Annotated in this window: 12 protein-coding genes and 1 pseudogene; 10 read left to right on the plus strand and 3 right to left on the minus strand. The window is 68.5% G+C overall.

The window, feature by feature from the left end; genetic code table 11:
• Positions 1 to 79 precede the first annotated feature (79 nt).
• From AB0H42_RS00655 to AB0H42_RS00685, 7 genes and pseudogenes are all read left to right on the plus strand, one after another.
• Entirely contained in the window at positions 80 to 1,078 is a 999-nt protein-coding gene (locus AB0H42_RS00655) for an AMP-binding protein (RefSeq protein WP_357047651.1), read from the plus strand.
• Between the two features lie 238 nt (positions 1,079 to 1,316).
• Positions 1,317 to 2,207, plus strand: a complete 891-nt coding sequence (locus AB0H42_RS00660; RefSeq protein ID WP_357047654.1) for a manganese catalase family protein — start codon at positions 1,317 to 1,319, stop codon at positions 2,205 to 2,207.
• A 290-nt stretch (positions 2,208 to 2,497) separates the two neighbouring features.
• Positions 2,498 to 3,031, plus strand: coding sequence for an MBL fold metallo-hydrolase (locus AB0H42_RS00665; RefSeq protein WP_357047657.1), 534 nt, complete (start codon positions 2,498 to 2,500; stop codon positions 3,029 to 3,031).
• The gene (locus tag AB0H42_RS00670; protein WP_357047660.1) at positions 3,028 to 3,249 is read left to right on the plus strand and encodes a hypothetical protein; all 222 of its coding nucleotides are present in this window, start codon (positions 3,028 to 3,030) and stop codon (positions 3,247 to 3,249) included. Before AB0H42_RS00665 ends, AB0H42_RS00670 begins: the two co-directional genes overlap by 4 nt.
• 213 nt (positions 3,250 to 3,462) lie before the next feature.
• The gene (locus AB0H42_RS00675) at positions 3,463 to 3,981 is read left to right on the plus strand and encodes a hypothetical protein (protein ID WP_357047663.1); all 519 of its coding nucleotides are present in this window, start codon (positions 3,463 to 3,465) and stop codon (positions 3,979 to 3,981) included.
• Between the two features lie 160 nt (positions 3,982 to 4,141).
• Positions 4,142 to 4,501 (plus strand): annotated as a pseudogene (locus AB0H42_RS00680) (LLM class F420-dependent oxidoreductase); the annotation flags it as partial.
• A gap of 99 nt (positions 4,502 to 4,600) precedes the next feature.
• Positions 4,601 to 5,395, plus strand: coding sequence for an inositol monophosphatase family protein (locus AB0H42_RS00685; protein ID WP_357047666.1), 795 nt, complete (start codon positions 4,601 to 4,603; stop codon positions 5,393 to 5,395).
• Positions 5,396 to 5,462: 67 nt separating this feature from the next.
• On the opposite strand, the gene AB0H42_RS00690 is transcribed toward AB0H42_RS00685, so the two are convergent.
• Positions 5,463 to 6,197: a cache domain-containing protein gene (locus AB0H42_RS00690; RefSeq protein ID WP_357047669.1), complete on the minus strand. Its 735-nt coding sequence runs from the start codon at positions 6,195 to 6,197 to the stop codon at positions 5,463 to 5,465.
• Positions 6,194 to 6,946 carry a GntR family transcriptional regulator gene (locus tag AB0H42_RS00695; protein ID WP_357047674.1) on the minus strand — a complete coding sequence of 251 codons (753 nt, stop codon included), beginning with the start codon at positions 6,944 to 6,946 and terminating at the stop codon, positions 6,194 to 6,196. Before AB0H42_RS00695 ends, AB0H42_RS00690 begins: the two co-directional genes overlap by 4 nt.
• Positions 6,947 to 7,303: 357 nt before the next feature.
• Between AB0H42_RS00695 and AB0H42_RS00700 the strand changes: the two genes are divergently transcribed.
• The gene (locus AB0H42_RS00700) at positions 7,304 to 7,561 is read left to right on the plus strand and encodes a hypothetical protein (RefSeq protein WP_357047677.1); all 258 of its coding nucleotides are present in this window, start codon (positions 7,304 to 7,306) and stop codon (positions 7,559 to 7,561) included.
• Positions 7,562 to 7,621: 60 nt separating this feature from the next.
• On the opposite strand, the gene AB0H42_RS00705 is transcribed toward AB0H42_RS00700, so the two are convergent.
• Positions 7,622 to 9,403 (minus strand): thiamine pyrophosphate-requiring protein, encoded by a 1,782-nt coding sequence (locus tag AB0H42_RS00705; protein WP_357047680.1) that lies wholly within the window; start codon positions 9,401 to 9,403, stop codon positions 7,622 to 7,624.
• 232 nt (positions 9,404 to 9,635) lie between these two features.
• On the opposite strand from AB0H42_RS00705, the gene AB0H42_RS00710 reads away from it, so the two are divergent.
• Positions 9,636 to 12,929, plus strand: a complete 3,294-nt coding sequence (locus AB0H42_RS00710) for a protein kinase (RefSeq protein ID WP_357047683.1) — start codon at positions 9,636 to 9,638, stop codon at positions 12,927 to 12,929.
• Positions 12,930 to 13,160: 231 nt separating this feature from the next.
• Positions 13,161 to 13,865: a hypothetical protein gene (locus AB0H42_RS00715; protein ID WP_265807517.1), complete on the plus strand. Its 705-nt coding sequence runs from the start codon at positions 13,161 to 13,163 to the stop codon at positions 13,863 to 13,865.
• Positions 13,866 to 13,965: the final 100 nt, after the last annotated feature.

Consider the following 13,965-nt stretch of genomic DNA (forward strand, 5'->3'; position numbering starts at 1 on the left):
GGCGCGCGACGGCGACCCGGCGGCCGCAAATTCCTACCGTGGACGCACGACACCTGGACCACTGCCCTGAGGATCGCCTGTGAACCTTGCAGTACTCCCGGACTGCCGTGCGGTACTCGCTCCCTACGCCGCGGCCGTCTCCGACGTCAGCACCGAACTGAACAATGCCGCGTTCCTGGACGTCGTGCGGCGGGCGACGACGTCGCTGCGCGCCGCCGGTGTATCGACCGGTGACGTGCTCGCGGTCATGCTGCCCGATACCGCCGACTTCGTCGTCACCCTCTTCGCCGCGTGGCGGGTGGGTGCCGCTGTCGCCCCGCTCGATCCGGCGTTACCCGCCGGAGAAGCCGGCCGTCGCATGGCCCGCGCGGGCGCCCGGGTTCTGATCGTTGCGCACGACTCGGCCCCTGCCGACCCGGTGCGCTCCGTCGTTTCCGCCGACAGGCTCACCGCAGCCGATCTCGACACTGCCGAGCCGGCGCGGGTGAGTGACGACGCACCGGCACTGCTGGTGCCCGTCGGGGGATCCGGGGACGGTTCGACGATTGCCGTGCTCGACCATATGAACCTCAACGCGCTGTGCCGATTGGCGATCGAGATCTTCGCGATCACCGGCACCGACCACAGTCTGTCGATCCAGCCGCTGTCTCATGTCGACGGCATCGTCCTGGGGGTCTTGGCGCCGCTGCTCGCCGACGGTCGTGCCACCATTGCCGGCCCGTTCGATCCCACGACATTCTTCGACCGGATCGAGTCCAGCGGCGCCACCTGTTTCGCGGCGGCCCCGGCGGTGTACCGGCAGCTGTCGGAGCTGCCCGCCGGGATACGACCGCATATCTCGTCGGTGCGGATCGCCATCTGCAGTACCGCGCAAATCGGCCCGGAACTGCGAACCGCTTTCGAGCACCGCTACGGCATACCGATCGTGCACGATTACGGGCTGACCGACTTCCCGCCACGACCACGGCCCGTTCGCATACCGGCCCCCGAGACCCCGGTCACTCTCGTGCCGCGTTCGATGACTCACCCGGGGCCGCAACCCTCGCACGCGGCGGCGGAGCCGAACACGCACCCGTGATGTCCCGGCCGGATGGTCGGAGTTCGCCTACCGTGAGCATCGGGCTCAGGGATGCGATGCGGCCGAGTTCGACGGTGCGCACCGGTCCGGCGACCGGGCGACTCGGATCGTGTCTTGCGCGTGTCGATCCTCCGAGTGCGCACCGGCGCCTTTTTCGCCGACCTTCCTTCCTTGCTGTTTCCCCGCCACGGTCCCGGGTAGACGTCACGGACCACGGCGCCGACCATGAGGAGCGCGTGTGTTCATCCACCACAAGGATTTGCAATTCGAGGTGCGGGTGGAGCGCCCGGACCCGCGGTTCGCCACCCTGCTGCAGGAGCAGTTCGGCGGTGCCAACGGGGAGCTCAAGGCCGCGATGCAGTACTTCAGCCAGGCCTTCGTGCTGCGCCGCAAACATCCGAAGATGTACGACCTGTTCATGGATATCGCCACCGAAGAGTTCAGCCACCTCGAAATCGTCGGCAATATGATCACGATGCTCCTCGACGGCCTCAACGACGACCTCAAACAGGCCAACGAGCATTGCGACTGGATGCCGGTGGTCGCCTCGGCCGATGGGAAAGAACACGCGATCCACCAGGTGGCGACCGATCCGCTGTTCCTCGCGCTGCGCGGTGGCGGCCCCGATGTCGGCAACTCCGCCGGCGTCCCCTGGACCGGGGCCTATGTCAACTCCAACGGCGAGCCGTCGGTGGATCTGCGCAGCAACCTCGCGGCGGAATCGCGCGCCAAGATCGTTTACGAATACCTGAAACAGTTCACCGACGACCCCGGTGTGCAGGACACCCTGTCGTTCCTGATGTCCCGGGAGGTGGCGCACTTCCAACAGTTCACCGCCGCCCTCAACGAACTCCCGGTCAACTTCCCGCCCGGCGCGCTGCCCGGCGACGACCGTTTCCAGAACGTGGCGTTCAACATGTCCAACGGTGACGGCAGCGCCCGCGGACCGTGGAACGAAGGGCAGGGGCCGTGGCCGGCAGGCGTGGAATGGGAATACGTCGCCGACCCGGTGCGGGACTGGCTGGGTACCGGTCACCGCGAGAACCAGGGCTCGGCCACCAACCCCGAGGGCAGCCCCGCGGTAGCGGGCAGCAAACCGTTCACCCACGAACAACACGGTCCCGCCTGAACCTCACCGGTGGGGCCAGGGAGTACCCGCCCCCACCCGCACACCCCGTCCGGCCCGGGAGGCCAGAAGACCGCCGGGTTGGCGGCCGCGGCCACGGGCAAAGTCCGCGATATGGCCGGTGGACGGAAATCGGACGAATCGGCCGACTCGCACACTCCGTGAACTCCCGTCGGCCGCCGGCTCCTCCGGCGGCCGACGGGCCCGGTCGCCGTCAGGAGCGTCGCGGACCGGAAGGTCCGACGGTGACCGGACGGCGGTTTGCGCCGCGACCGGCCGGGTAGGCCGGCCGGATGGTGAGACGCGAGGTCGCCGACGGGATACACCGGATCGAGCACGCCGATGTCAATGTGTATCTGATCGAGGACGAGGACGGTGTCACGCTGGTCGACACCGGACTGCCCGCGACCTTCCACCACATCACCGCCGCGTTGCGGGATATCGGGCGCACCCCGGCCGAGGTGCGCGCCGTCCTGCTCACGCACGCGCACTTCGACCACGTGGGCTCGGCCAAACGTGCCCGCGACAGGTGGAGTGTGCTCGTGTTCGCTCATGACGGTGATCGCGCGCTGGCAGCATATCCGCACCGGTACAAGCGTGAACGCAATCCGCTCCGATATCCGCTCCGATACCCGCGCTCGCTGGCGGTGCTGGGGAAAATGGCCCTGGCCGGGGCGCTCGTCGTGCGGGGGCTCGACGACATCCTGTCCCTGGAGGCCGGCTCGCGGCTTCCGGTCCCGGGCAGGCCGCGGGTGGTGTTCACGCCCGGCCATACCCTCGGTCACTCGGTCACTGCGCCCTGCACCTGCCCGAGCGCGATGTGGTGATCTCCGGTGATGCGCTGGTCACCCTGGATCCCTATATCGGCGGCAAGGGGCCGCAGATCGTGGCGGGCGCGGCCACCGCCGACAGTCCCATGGCCTTGGCTTCGCTGGCCGCGCTGGCCGATACAGGAGCGCGGTCGGTGCTGCCGAGCCACGGGGAGCCCTGGACCGATGGCGTGGCGACCGCGGTGGAGCTTGCGGTGCGGACCGGGCCGCACTGAGTGTCGCGCGCTACGGCACTGCGTTCCGTCGGGCGTTTCGGCCCGGTGACCGCGAGGGCCGGGGCGCAGCCGGTCGACGATTGCCGCGGCGCCAGGAAGCGGGACAGCCCTCCTTCTGGTCACGGTTTAGTAACAGGAGGGGCGGGTAGCACGGCCGGTGTCGGCGCTCCGGGGCACTACAGGAGCGGAGCAGCGCAGCAGTGAGGAGCCGTGATGGCGAACGGATACCACGAGTCGAATCTCGAGTCGGAAGTGCTACCGCTGTCGGGGATGCGATTACAGTGGCGCGGCACCGACCGCTGTTTCCGGGTCACACAGCCGCAGCCGGGCGGCGAGATCGTGACCGAGGCCGGCGCGGACGAGCTGCTGTGGCGGCCGTGGTCGGGGCGCGCGGATATGGCCGTCGGCGTGTCGGGTCCGATCGCCTCGAACACTCCGGGCCGGTGGTGGGTGGTGTGGGGTGAATACGTGGGCGATCCGGTGATGGTCACACTCGCCGATGGCGCTACACCCCCGGTGTGGATCGTGGGCGGGTTGTGGGTCAGCGAATGGAGCGGCCCCGAACAGGCCGCTGTGGTCACCACGGCGACGCAGCGCACCGACGTGCGATTCGCGCCGCCGTCGTTCCTGCCCCCGCCGCTGGCCGCCCTGGGCGACGGCGCGAGCGGCTGCTGGGTGCACGTGGAGACCCCGGCCGCTTTCCGGCACCGCGGCACCGTCGCCCCCGCGTAGCCTGCCCCGGCCCGGCATGCCCGGGCGGAACCCGTTTCGATGACTCGTATTTCGTGTACCCGGGCAGTCGGCGTCGGCCGCCGCCGGTTTCCCCGCGGTCGTCGCGGGTAGTCAGGGACTCGATGAGCGGTGCCCCGGACACAGTGTGTGAGGAGACGGGCCCGCACCGCTCCGGGAATCCGGTGTCCCGCTGTACATCGGGGGTCACAGTGCCCCGGCTGCCCGGCTGCCCGGCGGGGCCGGCGGGCCGGCCGGCTGGGCGACGGGTTCCAGCCGTTGGGTACGGCCGGCGAGGAACTGGATACGGCGATCGGCGTGATGCGTGCCGCGGCCGCTCGGGCCGAGCGGGACACGGCGTAGATCTCCCTGGTGCTCGGAGCCGCGTTGCGGCGCTTGGACGAGGCGGAGCTCGACCGGGCCCGCGGACTGGGCGCCGACCGGATCGTGCTGTCGGCGCGCCACCTCCGTGGATCTCGTGATCGAGGAGATGGCCGAGTGTTCGAAGCGGCTGGGTCGCTGAACATTTCGAGGTCGCAGCCACAGCGGAGGTAGCGGGTGCGCCGCTCGCGGCGGGTGCGGCCCGCTGGCACTGTCCGTTCGGTGCGGATAGCTTCGTTATATGCAGGACCATCTCGACGACCTCCGCTTCGCCCATGTGCTCGTGGACACCGCCGACGCGGCGAGTATGGACCGCTTCAAGGCTCTCGACCTCGATATCGAGACCAAGCCGGATATGGCCCGATGGAGCGATACCCAGGCCGCGGTGGAAAAGCTGGTCCGTGGTCAGCTCCAGCGTGCCCGCCCCCGCGACGCGGTGCTCGGTGCGGGGCAGGGCCTGGACGGCACCGGCCCCCGTTGCTGGGTGGTCGATGCCATCGACGGCCTCGAGAACTATGCGCGCGGTGTCCCGGTGTGGGCCACGCAGATCTCCCTGCTGGAGGTGTCGGGGGGTGATTACCGGCCCGTCGTCGGCGTCGTCTCGGCGCCGGCGCTGGGCCGCCGCTGGTGGGCCGTACAGGGCCATGGTGCCTTCACCGGCCGTAGTCTTTCCTCGGCATCCCGCCTGGGTGTGTCCCGGGTGTCGAAACTGCCGGACGCGTCCTTCGCGTACTCCACCCTCACGGGCTGGGAGGAGCACGGCCGGCTGAACGGCTTGCTGCAGCTGTCCCGCGCGGTCTGGCGCACGCGCGCCTACGGCGATTTCTGGCCCTACATGATGGTCGCCGAGGGGGTGGTCGACGTCTGCGCCGACCCGGCGCTCTCCCCGGGCGATATGGCCGCCGGCGCCGTCATCGTCACCGAGGCGGGTGGAAGCTTCACCGGTCTCGACGGCAATCCGAGCCCCCTCGGTGGCAGCGCGGCCGCGTCGAACGGCTTGCTCCACGAGCAGCTGCTGGAGTATCTGAACGTCTGAACGAGCGCTGACGCCTACGTCCGGATCCCGGTCACCGCTTCGTTGCCGGTCCGCAGCGAGGACCGTCTCAGTGCGCGGTGGTGCCCTCCAACCGGCACAGCGACCACGGAAGCGCGTCGATCGGCACCCCGGTGCCGGTCCAGCCGACGCGGCCGGTCCTGGATCCAGGGGGGAGCCCGGGATCGGTGGCGAGCAGGACGCGACCCTCGTCGTTGACGAGCACGAGAGCGGGGCCCGAGGCGCGGAACCGGGGAAGCAGGACCTCCTGCATCGCGCCGACCGGCACATCGGCCCCGGCTATTCCGAGGAACTGTCCCGGCGCGGCGGTGACCGGCACCGCGAACGTGCACACGTATTGGTCGGTGCACGCGAAATCGATATAGGGTCCGTGCACCCAGCGGCGCCGCTCGTCACGCGGGATCACATACCAGTCCATCTGGGTGTAGTCGTAGAAGTATTCGCTGAGCGGGTTCAGCTCGGGGTTCAGCCGCTGGGGTCGGTGTGCCGAATGCACCTGCCACCACTCCAGGAACCGCGGCCGGTCGGCCAGTACACCGTCGGCGATGACCACACCTGCCCCGTCGAACAGGTCGCCGGCCTGCTCGAGCTCATGGGCGATGGGTTCGCGCAGCCGCGCCAGATCGGTTGAACGGGGGGTGGATCGCCGGTTCGCGGTGACCTCGTCCCATACGCGCGTCAGCGCGGTTCCTATCGTGGTCAGCGACAGAAAAATCTGCTCGGCCAGCTCTGCCACGACAGAAGCGAGCGACTCGATGGTCGGAGGTCTTGGATTGTCCGTCATCGATCACTGAGCTCCATACGTAGGGCGACGAGTCGACGGATGCGGGATTCACTATGCGATTCTGCCAGTTCCCGGGCCTCGGCATCATCCTCCCGTTCGATGGCACGTACCAGGTCGCTGTGGACGGACGCCTCGGCGACCGGATCCAGCTCCAGTCGCGGCAGCCAGATCAGTGCGGAGAGCTCGGCCTGGAGGTCGACTTGGGCGCGGGTCAGCCTGGTGGACTGCGCACACACGGCCATCTCGATATGGAAACGGCTGTCGGCCCGCCGGGCCGCGACCGGCTCGGTGCTCGCCCGCAACCGATCGGTCAGGGTGTGGAGCCGGGCGATATCGGCCCGGCCGCCGCGGCGGGCGGCGAATACCGCGGCCGCGCCGGCGATGGCGAACTGCGCATCCCCGAGGTCACGTAATTCCGCGAGACTCATCTGCTGCAACCGTGCCGACGCGGTGTGTTCCAGGACCTCCGCGGACGAACAGATGAAACTGCCGCCCCCGCGTCCTCGCTTGGTGCGGACGATGCCCTGCTCCCGGAGGACGGCCAGTGCTTCCCGCAATGTCATCGTCGATACACCCAGCTGATCGGCGAGGGTCAACTCGCTCGGCAACTGCTGGCCGTCCACCATCACCCCGAGGCTGATCGCCGCGGACAACCGCTGGACCACGGCCTCCGTCTTCGGACCACTGCCCTCCAGTGGTGACAGAACAGCGCTGAGCGCGGTCAGGCCCGCGCGTTCCTGCTGGGGCAACGCGACTCCTCTGGTGCGCGGATATGCAATCGATTCTAGGACTCGGAACTTGAAATATGAACTATGGAGTCAATAGCAAGGCGGCTCCACTGCCGGCCCTTCGACACCGAATTCAACGCTCCAGGTTGCTCTAAGCCATTGAACTATGAATTCAGAGGTATTAGATTATCGGGTGGTGCCGGCTCGGGCGCCATCGGTCGGATGACGATCAGGAGAGGGAACGACATGCATGAACACCCGGCTCGCTGTGTCGAGGCTCCTCACCGGCAGCGTCGTCGCGGTGCAGAGTCACCCACCGGCCCGGCAGCGACCACCGAACAGGTCGTATTCTCCGACGGCGCATCGGCGAGGGAAGGCATGTGCCGAACGGAGGCCGACGGGCTCCGCGCCAGCTGGCGCATGCTGCGGGATCACGCCATCGCCATCGTCGTCGTCGAGAAGCTCTGCGATGCCTCCCCGGTGGTCTGCTTCCCCTCCGGCAGTTATCCGGATCTCGCGCGAGCGCGGGAACTCCATCCGGAACTGGCCGGGCTCTGGGATGCGATCCGGCACGAATTCTGGGGGCGGCTCATGTCGCCGCTGTCACCGAGCCCGGGGGCTCACGCCTGGGCATGAGGCCGCCGCAGCCGTAGCGGCTCCGTACCGGAGGGGCCGGCGGTCGGCGCTCCCCGCCGGTCAGGGCCGGAACTCCTGCGCCTTGGTCTTGGCGCCCTGCACCATCAGATGCCAGGCATCCGGGTCGCCGCGCAGTACCGAGGCGGCCATCTCCTTCAGTTGCTCGTAGCTGGCATGCGGGGGAATCGGTGGCACCTCCGGGTCGCATCGGACGTCGAGTAACACCGGGCCATCCGCGGCGAGCGCGTAATCCCAGGCGCCGCCGATCGCGTCCGGCTTCTCGACCGCGACCGCCTCGATGCCCATCGCCCGCGCGATCTCGGCATAGGAGACATCGGGAAGGCTTTGCGATTCCTCGAATTTCGGCGCGCCGCCCATGGCGCGCAACTCCCAGGTGACCTGGTTGAGGTCGTTGTTGTGGAAGACACAGACGATCAGCCGGCGGTCCTGCCACAGATGCTGATAGCGCGCGACGGTCATGAGCTCGGCCAGCCCGTTCATCTGCATGGCGCCGTCGCCGACCAGGGCGATGGCGGGGCGGTCGGGATGAGCGAACTTCGCGCCGATGGCATAGGGGACGCCGGGGCCCATCGTGGCGAGAGTGCCCGACAGTGACCCGCGCATCTGATCGCGGAAGCGTAGGCAGCGGGCATACCAGTTGGTGGAGGATCCGGAATCCGCGGTTACGATGGCGTTGCCGGGGATCCGTTCGGACAGCTCCCACACCACCCGCATCGGATTGATCGGGTGGGCGTCGAGCATGCTCTGCCGCTCGATGGTGGTCCACCAGCGGTCCACGTTCTGTTCGATCTCCTCGCGCCAGGAGCGATCCTCCTTGCGGTTCAGCAGCGGGATCAGGTGGCGCAGGGTGGTCCGTGCGTCGCCGACCAGACTGGCCTCGGTGGGGTAGCGCATGCCGATCATCGCGCCGTCCAGGTCGATCTGCACCGCCCGCGCCTGATCGAGATCGGGCAGGAACTGGGTATAGGGGAAATTCGAACCCACGATCAGCAGGGTGTCGCAGTCACGCATCAACTCGTAGCTGGGCCGGGTGCCCAGCAGCCCGATCGATCCGGTGACGAACGGGAGGTCATCGGGCAGCACGTCCTTGCCCAGGAGGGCTTTCGCGATACCCGCGCCGGTCAGGTCGGCGACCTCGAGTACCTCCGCCGCGGCCGCCCGGGCGCCCTGGCCGATCAGGATGGCGACCTTCGACCCGGCATTGAGCACGTCGGCGGCGTGCCGGATCTCGTTGTCGGCCGGATCGGAACTCGTCACCAGCGCCGCGGGCGGGCTGGACGGTACCTGTTTGAACTCGTGCTGCGGCGGCTCGTAGGGCTCCTCCTGGAGATCCGCCGGGATGATGACCGCGGTGGGGGAGCGGCGGGTGATCGCGGTGCGGAAGGCCCGGTCGAGGGCATTCGGCAGCTGACTGGAGACGTTCACCTCGACCAGATAGTCCGCGGCGACGTCCTTGTACAGCGACTGCAGGTCGACCTCCTGCTGGTAGCTGCCGCCCATCGCGCTACGCGCGGTCTGACCCACCACCGCCACGACCGGGACATGGTCGAGTTTGGCGTCGTAGAGCCCGTTGAGCAGGTGGATCGCACCGGGCCCCGAGGTCGCGGTACAGACGCCCACCTTGCCGCTGAACTTGGCATATCCGGTCGCCTGGAACGCCGCCATCTCCTCGTGCCGGGCCTGGACGAACCGCGGTGAATTGTCGGCGCGGCCGAACGCGGCCACCAACCCGTTGATACCGTCACCGGGGTAACCGAATACCTGCTCGACTCCCCATTCGCGGAGGCGCCGCAGGACATAGTCGGAGACTTGCTGGGCCATAGCTTCTCCTCGCTGACTCGCGGAGCGGATGTCGGCCGTCGTGCTACCCGCTGCGGTCGAGGCCAATCCTTGTTCCCGTGCACCCGGGATGTACCGGAGGAGCCCGCCGTATGCCCGAGGGACCGGTCGGCGGCCTCGGATGCGGGGATTCCGGCGGTAAACTCGTCCCAGCGAAAGGTGAGCGCATGGTGCGTGGTTTCCGAGAAATTTCCGGTAGCGCGCTCGGCGGCTGATGACCGGCGAGGATCCGCTGCGAACACAGCGTGGGGTGGTCACTCCCGTCACGGCAGATCTGCGCGGGTCGGGCTTCGACGACGCGGTGGAGATCGGACGCGGTGGTTTCGGGGTGGTGTACCGCTGCACCCAGTCGGCATTGGACCGGACTGTCGCGGTGAAGGTACTACCCGCAGACCTGGATCAGGAAGATCGTGCGCGTTTCTTTCGCGAACAGCGAGCTATGGGGCGATTGACCGGGCACCCGCACATCGTCACCCTGCTGGAGGCGGGGACCACGGAGGCGGGACGCCTCTACCTGGTGATGCCGTACTATCCCCTGGACTCGCTCGAGGCGAGGATCCGCCGGTACGGTCCGCTTCCGGTCGCGGACACGCTGGAGATCGGGGTGAAGATAGCCGGTGCCCTCGCGGGCGCCCACGAGCTGTCCATCGTGCATCGGGACGTGAAACCGGGAAATGTTCTGCTCGCCCCCCACCGGGAGGCCGCGTTGACCGATTTCGGCATCGCGCATATCGCCGACGGATATCGGACCGCCGCGGGGAAGGTCACCGGATCGCCTGCGTTCACGGCGCCGGAAGTGCTCGAGGGCGACCCATCCACCCCGGCTGCCGATGTCTACGGGCTCGGCGCCACCATTTTCTGCGCGCTCACCGGTCACGCCGCCTTCGAACGGCACAGCGGTGAGCACGTGGTGGCGCAGTTTCTGCGGGTAGCGGCCGACAAGCGGGTGCCGGGCCCGGGGCAGGCGACCGTACCCGACGACGTATCCGTGCTGGTGTCGGCCGCGATGAGCCGTGATCCCGACGCGCGGCCGACAGCCGCGGCACTGGGTGAGGCCATCGTGCAGATCCGGCGACGCCACCGGTCGTCGACGGAGGCACCGGCGCCGCCCGTCACTACTCGGACGGAGGCTCGGGTGGATCGTCCGGCGGTGTGGGAGATGCGCCCGTCGCTGGCCTCGGTCGGCCGGGGGAGCGAGGGAAATCTGCCGCTCGAGTTGACCAGTTTCATCGACAGACGAGCCGAGGTGGCGGAGGTCAAGAGCCTGCTGGCGGCCGGAAGGCTGGTCACACTGACCGGAATCGGCGGCGTGGGGAAGACACGGCTGGCCCTGCGGGCCGCGGCGCAGCTACAACGCGGTTTCGCCGATGGCGTGTGGCTGGTCGAGTTGGCCGATGTCGCGGATGATTCGCGGCTGGTCGACGTGGTGGCGGCGACCATCGGTGTCCGCGACGAATCACCGACACCGTTGTTGAAGGCCGTCTTGGAGCTGCTGAGCGGTCTGGAGGTACTGCTGGTTCTGGACGGGTGCGAAGGCGTGGTGGACGGGGTGGCCGAGCTGGTCGATACGTTGCTGCGGACGTGCCCGGATCTGCACATCCTGGTGACGAGCCGGGAACGGCTCAATGGTGCGGGGGAGGCGGTGCTGCAGGTTCCCCCGCTCCAGGCGCCGGACCGGGATGCCGATCCCCCACTGGGGGAGATGGCACGGTTCGACGGTGTGTCGTTGTTCGTCACCCGCGCCGCGGCGGCGGTACCGGGCTTCGAACTCGACGAGGAGAACAAGGTCGATATCGCGCGCATCTGCGCGCAGCTCGACGGTCTACCGCTGGCGATAGAACTGGCCGCGGCACGGATGGGCGCGCTGTCGACCGCGCAGATCCGCCGGCGGCTCACGGATCAATACGCACTGCTGACCCGCGGTAGTCGCTCGGCACCGACCCGGCAGCAGACGTTACGGGGCTGCATGGACTGGAGTTACTCGCTGTGCACCGAGATCGAACAACGGATGTGGGCTCGGCTCTCGGTCTTCGCCGGCAGTTTCGCGCTCGACGCTGCCGAAGAGGTGTGCGGCGCCGGTATGGCCGGCGCCGAACCCCCTCTCGAGGCGAGCACTCCGCTCGACGTGATCTCGTCGCTGGTGGACAAGTCGATCGTAATCCGCGAGGACTCGAAGATCCGCGTGCGGTTCCGGATGCTGGACGCGGTACGGAACTACGGCCGGGAAAAGCTGTCGGAATCGGGCGAGAACGCGGAACTGCGCCGACGCCATCGCGACTGGTATCAGCGGCTGGCACTGAATGCGGAGGCGGACTGGCTGAGCCCCCGCCAGCCCGAATGGCAGGATCGGCTCGAGCGTGAACAGCCCAACCTACGCGACGCGCTCGAATCCTTCCTCGCGGCGAACACGGTGGAAGCCACCGAGGCGGGGCTGCGCACCGCCGCCGCCTTGTCCGAGTTCTGGATTTTCCGCGGCCTGCACGGCGAAGGGCGCTCCTGGCTCGAGCGCCTCCTCGGACGCCCCGGTGCCGATCAGACCTCCGCGAGTGTCGAAGCCCTCCGCGTCAGTAGCCAGTTGATCTCGGCCCAGGGCGATTTCGAGCTCGCGGCGGCCCGGCTGGACGCGGCGCGGGCGCTCGCGGATGCCGAGGGTTCTTCCGCGCTCCGGGCGCAGGTGGCCTATGGGGAGGGTGCGTTCGCGCTGACCCGCGGCGAGCCCGTTCGTGCGGCAGCGGCGCTCACGCGTACCGTCGAGCTACTCCGCGCGACCGAGCCGCCGAACCTGTATGTGAGTGCGTTGACTCTGCTCGGCTGGGCCGGCGAAGTGTCCGACGATATCGACACCGCCGACTCGTGCTATCGCGAAGTACTGGCGATCGCCGAAAAGTATGGAGAGTTCATCTATCGCGCTGCCGCCCTACGGGGTATCGGGGTCGTCGCGTGGCGGCGCGGCGACCGCGACCGTGCGCGGGAATCGCTGGAATCGGCCCTCCGCTTCACCCGGATGATGCGCAGCCCGCTGCTGACCGCGCTCAGTCTCGAGGCGCTGGCATGGACAGTCGATGACCGGCGCGGCGCCGAACGCGCGGCGGTTTTGATGGGGGCCGCAGCGGGGCGCTGGCCCGCCGGCGGCAGCGTGACGACGGTCTTCTCGAACATGTCGCGCTTCCACGAGGTATGCAATGATAGTTCTCGTGGCGTGCTCGGCGAACGCCGATTCGCCGCCGCCCGTCGCCGCGGTCGCGCGATGGGCCTGGACGCTGCCGTCGCCTACGCTCTCCGGGAGGAACCGACCGGCGCGCCCGGCTCCGATCCCGCTGCGCCACAGCTGACCAAGCGCGAGCATCAGGTCGCCGAACTCGTGGCGCAGGGACTCAGCAATCGGCAGATAGCTGCCAAGTTGGTGATCTCCCAGCGCACCGCGCAGGGGCATGTCGAGCACATTCTTTCCAAACTCGCCTTCACCTCGCGCGCGCAGATCGCCGCGTGGGTCGTCGGCCGGGGGTGATCCTTCCCGCGGCCCCCGACCGCCGGAACGTGCGGGGGCCTCTCGCTGCGGAAACGGCGGCTGCGTCCGGCCCGCGGGTCGTCGCCGACTCCTGCCGTGCGGGCGCCGGGGCGTGCGGTGCGGGCTCATACGGTCCCCGGGTTTCGTTGCGCGAGGGTGTATCCCGTTCCTGCCTCGGTGTGGAGCCCGTACGCTGGTCCGGCAAGCAAGGGTCAGTGTGGGAGGAATGCGTTGGGTCGCAGAGAGTCGCGGGAAGAACGAGATGTTTCGCCGGAGAACCGCGAAGCCGTCCGCAACAACATCAAGGAGGAACTCGGCATTCCGCGCACCTTCGAGGGCGTCACACCGGACGAGGTCGCGGCGTGGCTGTCCCGGGTCGAGAACATGATGGAGACCGTCCCCCGGCAGAATCGGCAACCGTTCGAGATCACCGACAGCAACGGCGTGACCGATGTGGTCGGCGAGGGATACATGCTGCGCCGGCTCGCCGATATCCGCAAAGAACTCCAGGCGGGGCTGCGGAATACCACGGCACGACGTGAGCTCGACCAGATCCAGCATGTAGCCGAATCCGCGATCCACGACCCGGTGGCGAGGCAGATGGTCGCGGCTCAGATCCAGCGGGCACAGGACGTGGTGGCGAAATCCTCGGTGACCGAGGACGCGCGGGACGCTGCATTGGAGACCGAATTGCAGAATGTGGTCCGCGACCTGAACGAGCGCCGCTCACGGATGCGGTGGTCGCTGTTCCAGCGTGAGCCCATCGCCGTCCTCATCGGCGCGGTCCTGCTGGTCGGGTTCAGTCTCGTGATGGTGGTCGCGATGTTCACCGATACGAAGGTCCCGGAGATCGTGATGAACATGATCCTGCTGATCCTCGGCTTCTTCTTCGGGCAGTCGGCCGCGAGCGGGCGGAGCGGTCGCGGGGAGAGTTGATCCGAGCCCGGGTGGACCGTACCCATTCCTCGCACGAGCGACCGCTCGCCGAGAGGCGCTCGCCGGGCGCCGGCCTTCCGACCGGACGCCGCCTGGCCTC

Origin of the sequence: Nocardia sp. NPDC050799 (assembly GCF_040654015.1) — a bacterium.
GTDB lineage: Bacteria > Actinomycetota > Actinomycetes > Mycobacteriales > Mycobacteriaceae > Nocardia.